The 8452-nt window shown below is 72.1% G+C and carries 9 protein-coding genes; all 9 read left to right on the top strand.

Annotated elements, in window-relative coordinates:
* The first annotated feature begins 192 nt into the window (after positions 1 to 192).
* The 9 genes from QSK52_RS38595 to QSK52_RS38550 all read left to right on the top strand — a co-directional run bounded on the left by QSK52_RS38595 (position 193) and on the right by QSK52_RS38550 (position 7533).
* The gene (locus QSK52_RS38595; protein WP_285740960.1) at positions 193 to 639 is read left to right on the top strand and encodes an SRPBCC family protein; all 447 of its coding nucleotides are present in this window, start codon (positions 193 to 195) and stop codon (positions 637 to 639) included.
* 106 nt (positions 640 to 745) lie between these two features.
* The gene (locus tag QSK52_RS38590) at positions 746 to 2188 is read left to right on the top strand and encodes an MFS transporter (protein WP_285740959.1); all 1443 of its coding nucleotides are present in this window, start codon (positions 746 to 748) and stop codon (positions 2186 to 2188) included.
* Between the two features lie 55 nt (positions 2189 to 2243).
* Entirely contained in the window at positions 2244 to 2684 is a 441-nt protein-coding gene (locus QSK52_RS38585; RefSeq protein WP_285740958.1) for an SRPBCC family protein, read from the top strand.
* A gap of 67 nt (positions 2685 to 2751) precedes the next feature.
* Positions 2752 to 4098, top strand: coding sequence for a carotenoid oxygenase family protein (locus QSK52_RS38580; RefSeq protein WP_285740957.1), 1347 nt, complete (start codon positions 2752 to 2754; stop codon positions 4096 to 4098).
* A gap of 71 nt (positions 4099 to 4169) precedes the next feature.
* The gene (locus QSK52_RS38575) at positions 4170 to 4739 is read left to right on the top strand and encodes an SRPBCC family protein (RefSeq protein ID WP_285740956.1); all 570 of its coding nucleotides are present in this window, start codon (positions 4170 to 4172) and stop codon (positions 4737 to 4739) included.
* Positions 4740 to 5146: 407 nt separating this feature from the next.
* Positions 5147 to 5656 (top strand): RICIN domain-containing protein, encoded by a 510-nt coding sequence (locus tag QSK52_RS38570; protein ID WP_285740955.1) that lies wholly within the window; start codon positions 5147 to 5149, stop codon positions 5654 to 5656.
* Positions 5657 to 6161: 505 nt separating this feature from the next.
* Complete coding sequence (locus QSK52_RS38565; protein WP_285740954.1) at positions 6162 to 6377, top strand: hypothetical protein; 216 nt, start codon at positions 6162 to 6164, stop codon at positions 6375 to 6377.
* Positions 6374 to 6676, top strand: coding sequence for an XRE family transcriptional regulator (locus QSK52_RS39640; protein ID WP_123816981.1), 303 nt, complete (start codon positions 6374 to 6376; stop codon positions 6674 to 6676). The genes QSK52_RS38565 and QSK52_RS39640 overlap by 4 nt, the downstream gene beginning before the upstream one ends.
* Positions 6677 to 6903: 227 nt before the next feature.
* Positions 6904 to 7533, top strand: a complete 630-nt coding sequence (locus QSK52_RS38550; protein ID WP_285740953.1) for a hypothetical protein — start codon at positions 6904 to 6906, stop codon at positions 7531 to 7533.
* Positions 7534 to 8452 lie beyond the last annotated feature (919 nt).

Genomic DNA, 8452 nt, shown 5'->3' with positions numbered 1-8452 from the left:
CCGCCTCATGGCCGCCCGCCTCGCCGGCGAGGAGATCGAACTACGCGGCCCCATCGAGACCGAAGCAGCCCGCCGCCTCGCCGACGACCTCAACGATCAGTAGCTAGCCAATTACCCCACACTTTCTTAGGCGGTCGCCTAGGCGACTTTCGCCGATGAGGGCACCGGGGCGGTCGGACCAGACTCGGGGGCATGGAGAACACGCCCTCGGGCATCGACCGGGCCGCCCCGGTCGTCGCCCGCCGCGAGCTGCCGATCCGGACCCCGGCCCCCGCCGTCTGGGCACTGCTGACGTACGTGCCCGGCTGGCCGACCTGGCAGCCGGACATCGCCGAGGCCCGCGCCCTGACCCCGCTGGCACCGGGCTCGGTGTTCCACTGGCGCACCGGCGGCGTGGACGTCACCTCCACCGTGTACGCGGTGGACGCGCCCCGGCTCGTCCTCTGGGGCGGCCGCTCCCAGGGCATCACCGCCGTCCACCGGTGGACGTTCGCCCCTTCGGCCGGGGCGACCCTCGTCGTCACCGAGGAGTCCTGGGACGGTGAGCCCGTACGGACCGACGCCGCCGCCGTCACCCGGGCCCTGGACCGGTCCCTCGCGCAGTGGCTGCTGCACCTGAAGTCCGCCGCCGAGCGCTGACGCCCACCGCGCCGTTCCCCTCCCACCGGCCGGTCTCCCCCGGCCCGTCTCCCCCGGCCGGTCTCCCCCGGCCTGTTGTTCCCACCGCCCCCTTCCTGGAGTTCCCATGCCCGGTCCGCGCCGCGGCGCCGTCCTTGCGGTGCTGGCCGCCGCCCAGTTCACCGTCATGCTCGCCACCTCGATCGTGAACGTCGCCCTGCCGCAGATCCGTGACGGCGTCGGCCTCTCCGACTCCGCCACCACCTGGGTCGTCAACGCCTACGGCCTGGCGTTCGGGGCGCTGCTGCTCGCCGGCGGGCGGGCCGCCGACCTGCTGGGACGGCGCCGCGTCCTGCTCGCGGGCCTCGGCGCCTTCGGGGCCGCCTCCGCCGTCGCCGCACTGGCCGCCTCGCCCGTCGTCCTGATCGCCGCGCGGGCCGTCCAGGGGGCCGGGGCGGCGGCCGTCGCCCCGGCCGCCCTCGCTCTCGCGGTGGGCCTGTACCCCCCGGGCCCGGCCCGCGGCCGGGCGCTGGCGGTCTGGGGCGCGGTCTCCGGTGCGGGCGGGGCGGCGGGGGTGCTGCTCGGCGGGCTGCTGACCCAGGCGTGGGGCTGGCCGTGGATCTTCCGTGCGGTGACGATCGGCAGCTTCGCGGTGCTCGCGGCGACGGCCGCGTACGTCCCCGCCACGGGTCCGGCGGAACGGGCCGGGTTCGACTGGGCCGGGACCGCCACCAGCGCCTTCGCCCTGACCGCCTCGGTGTGGGGTCTGACCACGGCCCGCCGCTCGGGCTGGACGGACGCCCGGGTGCTGGCCGCGTTCGGTGCCGCCGCCGTGCTCGCCGTGGTGTTCCGGCGGATCGAGCGCACCAGTGCCGCCCCGCTGGTGCCGCCGCGGCTGTTCGCCGCCCGGGACGTGACGGTCGGGAACCTGCTGACGGCGCTGTTCGGCTCCGTGTGGATCGCGTTGTTCTTCTTCCTGCCGCTCTACCAGCAGCAGGTCCTCGGCGAGGACCCGCTGACCACCGGCCTGGGCCAACTCCCGCTCGCCGGTGCGAACATGCTCGGCGCGGCCCTCGCCCCCGCGCTCGTCCGCCGGGTGGGCGGCCGCACCGCGCTGGTCGCGGCGCTGCTGACCGAGGCGGCCGGGATGCTGTGGCTGTCCCGCATCGGCGCGGACGGCACCTTCCTCGCCGACGTACTCGGCCCGAGCGTCCTGGTCGGCCTCGGCCTGAGCGTCGCCTTCGTCCAGCTCACCGGCCTGTCCGTGGCCGGCGTCGACGGGCCGGACGCGGGCCTGGCGGGCGGCCTGGCCAACACCACCCGGCAGGTCGGCGGCGCCGTCGGGCTCGCCGTCCTGGCGACCGTCGCCGGGTCCGTCACCTCCCGGGCCACCGGCCACCGGCCGCCGCTGGAGGCGCTGACCGCCGGCTACCGCACCGCCTTCGCGCTGAGCGCCGCCGTCCTGGCCGCCACCGCACTGCTCGCTGCCCTGCTGGTGCGCCGCACGGCCGCCGCCGACCGGCCGCCCCACGCGCCCGCTCCGGAACCCGCCCTCCCGGGCCGGCCCTGACCACCCGACACGCCCTCCCCCCTCCTCCCCTCCCCCCTCCCCGAAAGGAACCGCCGTGCTCACCATCGACGAGAGCGCACCCGTCGTCGTCCGCCTGTCCACCGGGATCAACGCTCCGCTGGAGCGCGTCTGGGCCCTGCACACCGGCATCGACGACTGGCCGGTCTGGAACCCCGACATCGACCAGGCCCGCCTCGACGGCCCGCTCGCCGAGGGTGCCTCGTTCACCTGGCGCACCCACGGGCTGGAGATCACCTCCACCGTCCGCGAGCTGGTGCCCGGCGCCCGGATCGTCTGGGGCGGCCCCGCCGGCGGCATCGACGGCGTCCACGTATGGACCTTCGAACGGGACGGCGACCGCGTCGTCGTCCGCACCGAGGAGTCCTGGAGCGGCGCGCCCGTCGACGCCGCCACCGACCAGCTCGCCGCCGCCCTGCGCACCTCCCTGGAGGACTGGCTCGCCTGCCTCAGGAACCGCGCCGAGAAGCTCTCCTGACCTCCGCTCCCTCCCCCCGCCCCTCCCCTGCCCCTCACCGAACCGAAGAGACCCGAGGACCGCGAACATGACCGCCAAGCCCTACCTGACCGGCCACTACGCGCCCGTCGCCGACGAACTGACCGCCACCGACCTGACCGTCGAAGGCACCCTCCCGCCGGAGCTGACCGGGTGCCTGATCCGCAACAGCCACAACCCCAAGCCGGGCGTCACCCCCACCCACTGGTTCAAGGGCAGCGGCATGGTGCACGGCATCCGGCTGCGCGAGGGCCGCGCCGAGTGGTACCGCAACCGCTGGGTGCGGACCCCCGCCCTGGACGGCGCCCCCTACCTGACCGAGCACGGCCCCGACCTGACCGCCTCCACCGCCGGAACCCACGTCATCGAGCACGCCGGCCGGCTGCTCGCCCTGTGCGAGGCCAACTTCCCCTTCGAACTCACCCCCGACCTCGACACCGTCGGCCCCCACGACTTCGACGGCAAGCTGCGCAGCGCGATGACCGCGCACCCCAAGAGCGACCCCGTCACCGGTGAGCTGCACTTCTTCGGCTCCTCGCCCTTCCCCCCGTACCTGGTGTACTACGTCGCCGACGCGGACGGGCACATCACCCACAGCGCCGAGGTCCCCGGCGCCGGCGCGGCGCTCAAGCACGACTTCGCCCTCACCCGCCACCACGTGGTCTTCGTGGAGGGCACCGTCACCTTCGACCCCACCGAGCACTCCGGCATCCCCTACTCGTGGCAGGACGGGCAGCCCGCCCGGATCGGCGTCATGCCGCGCGGGGCGCAGGGCGCCGCCGCGATCCGCTGGTTCCCGATCGAGCCCGGCAGCATGCTGCACGTCGCCAACGCCTACGAGGACGCCCACGGCCGCATCGTGCTGGAGGGGCCCACCGTCGACCGCGAGGGCTTCCGGCTCTCCTGGAACTGGTGGGTCGGCGCCCCCGGCCGCGGCAGCGAGCCCAACACCCGCTCCCACAACCGCCGCTGGACCATCGACCTGGCCACGGGACGGGTCGACGAGCGGGCCGTCGACGACCTCGCCATCGAGTTCCCCACCCTCAACGAGGACTTCCTCGGCGTCGAGAACCGCTACCAGTACGCCGTCTCCTTCCCCGACCGGCACGGCTTCGGGGGCTACGGCGTCGTCAAGTACGACCGCGCCACCGGCGAGCGCCGCATCCACCAGGCCGGCGACGCCCGCCTGCCCAGCGAGGCGGTGTTCGTCCCCGCCGCCGGGGCCACCCGCGAGGACGACGGCTACCTGCTCACCGTCGTCTCCGACCTCAAGCAGGACGCCTCCCACCTGCTCGTCCTGGACGCCGCCGGCCTCGACACGATCGCCACCGTCCACCTCCCCCGCCGCGTCACCGCCGGCATCCACGGCTCCTGGATCCCCGACACCAAGGCCTGACCCCGCCCGAGCCGACCCCCGGGGGCACTCCGCCCCCGGGCCCCGGCCCTCTCCAAGGAAGGAGCACCGCCATGCGCGCACCCGCCACGGCCACCACCGCCCTCACCCTCGCCCTCCTCGCCCTCCTCACCGCCCCCACCGCCGCATCCGCCCTCCCCGACCGGCCGGCGCCCGCCGCAGCGGCCGCCCACCGCACCGACGTGCAGATCGACCAGCACGCGCCGGTCGTCACCCGCGCCGACATCCTCGTCCACGCCCCGCTGCACACCGTCTGGGACGTCCAGACCGACGTCGAGAACTGGCCCGCCTGGCAGCCCGACGTCGAGACCGTCACCAAGGACACCCCCGGTCGGCTGCGCCCCGGCTCGGTGTTCCGCTGGAGCACCGAAGGACTCGACATCACCTCCACCGTCCAGCAGGTCGACCACGGCAGGCGCCTCGCCTGGGGCGGCCCGGCCCAGGGCATCACCGCCGTCCACGTCTGGACGTTCACGCCCACCCGCGACGGCGTCCTCGTCCACACCGAGGAGTCCTGGACCGGAGAACCCGTCACCGCCCACCAGGCCGCCCTGCAAACCGCCCTCGACACCTCCCTGCGCAACTGGCTCACCAACCTCAAGCACGAAGCGGAGACCCGCTAGCCCACCGGCCGGCCTCCGGCACCGGCGCCGTCGGCCCGCCCGACGGACGAACGGTTCCCCCGTTGCCACCAGCAGGGGAAGAACGGCGGGTCAGGTCCCGTTTGCGCGGTTCACTCCTTTCATGCCGCCGTCGGGTCCGCAGCGCCCGGGCGATTACGGTCATCTGCCCGCGTACACCCCATTGGCGCCCCCGACAATTCGGCCGAAGGGTCCCGCTTTGTCGGCGTTCGGCAGTGGTGGATAACCGCCCCTTACGGGTGGAGCACCGCAAGGTGCCAACATATCGCCCACGAGCGAAGATTGGCGACAATTATTTTCCTCCTCCTTCCGGACCGATTCTGCTATCGTCCCTTTCGGGGGAGGAGACGACGCCTTCCCGCGCATGAATCAATCGGGGAGGAAAATTCATGAGGCGCAAAATAATCGGCATCCTCGGCATGCTGGTCGCCCTTGCGGGTTTCGTGCTTCCGGCGGCGCCCGCGTCCGCCGCCACCGACAGCGTGATCAACCCGCCCGGCCACTACGCCCTGGCCACCGAGATCTCGGCCCCGAGGTGCCTGGTCGTGTTCTCCAACGGGAGCCACGGATCGCAGGCGGTCCTGACCCAGTGCGCCAACTACGACGACCAGAGCTGGTACGTCCCCGGCGCGGGCTCGCAGGGCACCATCCGGAACAAGTACAGCGGCCAGTGCCTCACCGCACAGGGCGGCAACAACGGGGCCCCGGCGTTCACCTACCAGTGCACCGGCCTGGTCGACCAGCAGTGGCGCGCGGTGCTCGTCCCCTACCACAACGGCTCGGTCTGGTACCAGAACGTCAACAGCGGCAAGTGCCTGGTCGTCCAGGGGAATTCCGAAGGAACCGCAGCCATGCAGTACGACTGCGGCAATTACGCGGATCAGTACTGGCAGGCCTGATCACATCCGGCACGATCCCCGGTCCGAACTTCCACGGGATCGGAGACAAATCCTTTTCGCATTCCCGTCAGCACGCGAATACGCCGACCAGGGTGACGTGAGAACGCTCCGATTCGGCCCGTCATGAACGCAACGAGGCTCCGGTTGAACGGGGCGGCCTCCCAAGTCGCCCTGGACCACCGGAGCTTCGATGCGCCGCGGGACTGCCGTCCTCCGCCTGGTCGCGGTCCCGTTGCGGACGGTTTTGATCCGCATCTCCGACATCGGCTCCGCCCGGGATGCCGCGGAAACCACGTCACCGGCGTGCACGCAGAACCGTTCCGCTTCGGGACGGCCGTGTCACCTTGGCCCTCCAATGGGGCCTCGACCCCGGCCGTACTGCGCGGCGCCTCGCAGGAGCCAGCAGCTGAATCCCGTCGCCGGCCGGGCGTTCCTACCAGCGGCTCCTCGGCCAGTGCTCTGGAATAACTTGCAGCGCATATTCGCTGTAGCGCGTACTGTCGGCGTGGCATGGGAAGTCTCACTGGAGAGCGAGGTCGAGGAATGGCTCCTGGATCTCCAGCACCACCCGCAGACCGCCGACGAAGTCGTGGCCGCCATCGACAAGCTCGAGCAGGACGGCCCGACCCTCGGCCGGCCGCTGGTGGACCGCATCCACGTCCCCATCGCCGACGAACGGTTCAGCAGGCATCTGAAGGCCATCGAGGAGGGCAAGCCGTGAAGTCCTGGAAGGACGTACGACCGAACGTCGTCACCGACCCGCAGCGCGTGACCGCACACCGGGAGAAGCTCGACGCCGAGGTACGGGCCTACCGCCTCGCCGAGATCCGCCGCGAGCAGGACCTCACCCAGGCCGAGGTCGCCGAGATCATCGGCATCACCCAGCCCAACGTCTCCCGGCTCGAGAGCGGCGCGCTCGACACGGCAGCGCTCTCAACGATCCGCGCCTACGTCGAAGCCCTCGGCGGCCAGCTCCGCATGGTCGCCGACTTCGGGGACCGCACCCTGACCATCAGCTGACACGCTCACGCCCACTCCGCCCCCGGAGGTCATTCGACCGACCCACAAACCCCTGTACTCGGTCGCACACCGCAGGATCCCCGCACGGCGACGGCAGAGGCTTCGCCCGAGGAGCGCTGGCAGCCAGGGTTCGGCCCAGCTGCCCGAGCGGAATTCCGCCATGCCACGAGGGCGACTTCCTCCTGGCGGCCGTCAAGCGACAGAGCGATCCCCAGGAACACCAGACGATGAGCGAACGACGGCGAGCGCATGCCGCAGCCGGCTCCATCGAGTCCGATCCGGAGGCCCGGATCACGATGATCCCGGCGGGAGACCCCGCGTTCGCCATCGGCGTGGGGCTGTGGCGGGAGAACAAACCGCGCGAGACGTTCCGCTCCTTCGCCCAGGACCAGCTGTCCCGGCTTGGAAGCAACGGCTTTGCGAGTACCGGCCGCGGACGGAAGGACGACGACACGGTCCTTCCCGTGGTCGTCCAACTCGTTCCCCGCCCGGACAACACCTACAACCCCGATGCCATCAGCATCGCGGCTCCGCCCGGCTACGGCGGCACCGACCACGAGCGGCACATGGCGTACATGTACGACAGGCACCTCGTCTCCCTCGGAGAAGCCCTGCGCAGCCTGGCGGCCCTGTCCCCGTTCCCCGTCGCCTGCCACGCCTTCATCGAGCTGTGCGAAGTCGAACACGACGAGTTCGATCCGGAGTCCGGCCCGGACGAGGAGGACGGCGGCGCTCCCGTCATCACCGACCAGCGGCAGGTCGCGTACTGGGCCGGCGGGCTGCGCCTGCTGATGCCGCGCTGGGACAGGCTCCAGGCGTTGACGGTCGGCTACGCCCGAGGAGTCCGCCCGACCTGATCCTCCCATTCACCGGCCACTGGACGCCCTGGCTGCCCGGCAGCCGGGCGGCGCTGGCGAGCCTGACGCAGGAGAAGTCGTTCGACGTCACGCTGCGTGCCGAGGGCGACGCCCTCACGGTCTCCTACGGGGATCTGCCGCTGTCCGACCTGAACTCCACCTCCCGGGACTACTTCGATCGCACGATGCTGCAGGTGCGGAGCATGGGTGGCCGGGCCACGGCCCGCGCGGAGGAGCACCAAGGGTCGCTGAAGGTGTTCGTGGAGGACAGCCGCCCACTGGCCGAACGCAGTACAGGTCGTTGAAGGCCGAGGTGCCACGAGCAATCCGGTCAGCGAGAACGACGGCTCACCCACCGGAGAGCCACGAGAACCGTGCCGCCGAACGACCGGCCTGGCTCCGAGTGGCCTGATCCTCGGGCCGACCCGGACCGGTACGGGTCAGGAACCGGAGCAGTCCTGCGCCAGTGCCGGGGCGGGGGCCGGCAAGCTGCCCCGGCAGGCGGCCGGCCGTGCAGCGCACGGACCGGCGGCCGAACCGGGACAGCAGCCGTTGAGAGCTTTTCGAGCGCGTTCGAGGTCGTATCAGGCGGAGAAGGCCCGTAGGGCGAGCACGGATCCGTCCGGGTGAATGGAGACCGGTCCGCCCCACTCCTCGTCGTCCCAGGAGGCGGTCGGCCAGGTGGTACGGCGGGCGTGGGCTTCGCTGCGGTAACGGTTGAGGCGGCCCCTGGCGAGGTGCTTGAAAAGGTCTTCGGCGACTCCGGAGAAGGCTTCGACCCGGGTGCGGTTGAGAAAGTGTGGGGTAATTGGCTAGCTACTGATCGTTGAGGTCGTCGGCGAGGCGGCGGGCTGCTTCGGTCTCGATGGGGCCGCGTAGTTCGATCTCCTCGCCGGCGAGGCGGGCGGCCATGAGGCGG

Origin of the sequence: Kitasatospora phosalacinea (genome assembly GCF_030268885.1) — a bacterium.
Classification (GTDB): domain Bacteria; phylum Actinomycetota; class Actinomycetes; order Streptomycetales; family Streptomycetaceae; genus Kitasatospora; species Kitasatospora phosalacinea_C.
This window is presented reverse-complemented; position numbering and strand designations above follow the sequence as displayed.